Here is a 2,330-nt window from a genome sequence, read left to right as displayed (position 1 = left end):
TGAAGGTGCTCAGTTTCACTTCGAGGAAATACTGGATGCCGGGAATACAGGCCAGGGTCTCCAGATAGCGGGCATGGAAGTGATCGTTGCGCGAGCTCACCACCAGCTTGTCCCAATCCATTCGCACGCGGGCGTCCTCGTCGAAACGGCGCAACACATTGCGGATATTGCCCTGCAACATCTTGGTGAAACGCTGACGCACTGACTTGCTCTTGATGGTTATTTCTGGAAACAGCTTGATGATGAACTTCATGGGGGCTCTTTAAATTTTAAGGTAAATCAATGACTTACAGCCAGAGATGGGAACAAATGTTAGAATAGGAGTTCCCGTGAACAGCTGCACATTATCTCACAGCGACCAGATTGTTGCCACCATTGCCAAACTACCAGCGTCCACCTTCGGGACCCACTACACCAAGGAAGTCGCCCTCTTCATCGCACGACACCTTAACAAGGCCCAAGGCTGGGCTGCGAGTCTCTACCTGCGGACCATCGCTAAGGGTATCGGTTGCACCACCCGCACTGTCCGCAACTCCCTCCGCCGTCTGGAAGCCATCGGCTTCTACAAGACCGAGTTCCGGAAGCACGACCAGATAGCCAACTGGAATCTGGCCTCTGTGTACCGCATCGGGTCGGCACTCCTAGCCCTTTTCCGTACCCCCAGCACCAAGCGTCCGGCTAAGTCTTTGACTTCTTCTAAACAGAAACAAAGTAACAAGGATCGCGCTCCCGTTTCTTCGTCTGTGGGTAAGTTCGCCATGTTCGACCACAAGCGAGTCACCAAGACACCGGAAGAGTGGGAAGCCAGCCAGAAGGCCAGCCAAGAGCACAACAGGAGCGCCCTAGAGAAGCTGAAGGCTCTATTCGGGAGGGGGCAGCCATGAAGATCACGTTCGACGTTGAGCGCATACAGGAAGCCCTAGCGAACCCCGAGCAATCCGGACTGGATGACGTTGATTTGGCCGTGCTGTCCACTTGCCTAGAGCTGGCAGGGGGATCAAACCAGTGCGTCCTTATTGACGACACACGGGCACCGAAGAAGAAGCGGAAGCCGAGGCCAAGTCGTATCAAGCGGAGTAAAAGGAAATGATGACCGAGCGTAAAACTCTGGTGTGCGTGGAGGCTGGACTGGGGGTTACTGAAGGCCAGCGATTCCCTGTGCTGGGAGAGAATGGGAGTGTGTGGGAGATACTGCTGGGCGGTGAGTACCGGAAGGTGAACAAGCGGTCTGGCCGTGTGCAGGGCTGGAGGGACAGGCCCGAGGTTTGGATTTGTGATCGTTGGAGAGGAGTCGCCCAGAGCTACAACACGACCCTCTTTGAACAACATCTAATCAAGTTGAACCTTGATCTGTTCATCAAGAACTGGGCTTGTTTGCATCCGATGTGTCCCTCGTCAAATTCCATGATGTGTAAGATGGATTCTGACGAGATGATAAGGCACAGTACAGTGCAGCAGGTTTCGCCCAAGGCATAATGAGATACGTATGAAAAAGTATGTAGTGGTAATTGCATGTGGGCCTAAAACCATTGAATTTATTATGGAATCTGCCGAAGCACCGCGACATAGTCAAGTTGCTGATAAGGTAATGAACACTCCAGCACTTTCCTCCCAGTTAGGAGGACCGGGGCTGGGTTCTTTTTGTATCGTGAGTGTTAAAGAGCAGCATTTATGCAACTTAGTTTTCGTTAGTACACATGCGAATTGGAGGGAAAATGATCCCAGTGTGGGCTGACCCCATGACAAAGTTGAAAGTTGTGATACAAAACCAGTCTTACCTTTGAGTGATTCACTCACATCTCACCGGATTTGCTTGTATGTCTGACTGAAATTCACGTCCTGCAAGTCCGGTGAATTTTGGAAAAAATCTGAACGTCCTCTTCAGTGATTTAACGCCCGCGAGTTCCCCCCGTACCCCCACAAGAACCAGCCATTAGACAGCCCTGCCGTCCTCTTTCTCTCACCGCCTGAGCGTCTGCCTGTCCCTCTCCTTGTCCATACCCCAAGCCATCCCATTGCTAACACACAGGCAAGCCCCTGCGTCTTCCTATTGCCTCCTGCTGTGTCTCTCTGTCTGCCCCTGCGTCCCATTAGGTATACCTTTCAAGAAAAATTTATAGCAGGGTATTGACCCGTCCAAAAAACGTCTCTAAAGTACAGTCCCGTAACCACTTAGACATAAGGAGACACTGCGATGAACATTGAATCCCGTGCTGCTGACCTGCGGACCTCCATCAAGCTGATGACTGGCGACCTCTGCTACTGCAAGACACGCGCTCAAGTTGCCTCTCTGCGTGAAACCATTCGTCAACGTGAAGAAGAACTGAAGC

The 2,330-nt window shown here is 51.9% G+C and carries 2 protein-coding genes and 1 pseudogene; 2 read left to right on the top strand and 1 reads right to left on the bottom strand.

All coding sequences use genetic code 11. From position 1 onward, the window contains the following. Window positions 1-253 (bottom strand): annotated as a pseudogene (locus G113_RS19825) (tRNA uracil 4-sulfurtransferase ThiI); the annotation flags it as partial. Window positions 254-299: 46 nt separating this feature from the next. Between G113_RS19825 and G113_RS19820 the strand changes: the two are divergent. Both G113_RS19820 and G113_RS21265 read left to right on the top strand, forming a co-directional pair. Continuing rightward, window positions 300-884, top strand: coding sequence for a hypothetical protein (locus G113_RS19820; RefSeq protein WP_201765036.1), 585 nt, complete (start codon window positions 300-302; stop codon window positions 882-884). Window positions 885-1,486: 602 nt separating this feature from the next. Beyond that, complete coding sequence (locus G113_RS21265; RefSeq protein ID WP_152436120.1) at window positions 1,487-1,735, top strand: hypothetical protein; 249 nt, start codon at window positions 1,487-1,489, stop codon at window positions 1,733-1,735. The last annotated feature ends 595 nt before the right edge of the window (window positions 1,736-2,330 follow it).

Origin of the sequence: Aeromonas molluscorum 848 (assembly GCF_000388115.1) — a bacterium.
GTDB lineage: Bacteria > Pseudomonadota > Gammaproteobacteria > Enterobacterales > Aeromonadaceae > Aeromonas > Aeromonas molluscorum.
The sequence above is the reverse complement of the archived record's forward strand: the minus strand, read 5'-3'. Positions and strand labels throughout refer to the sequence as shown.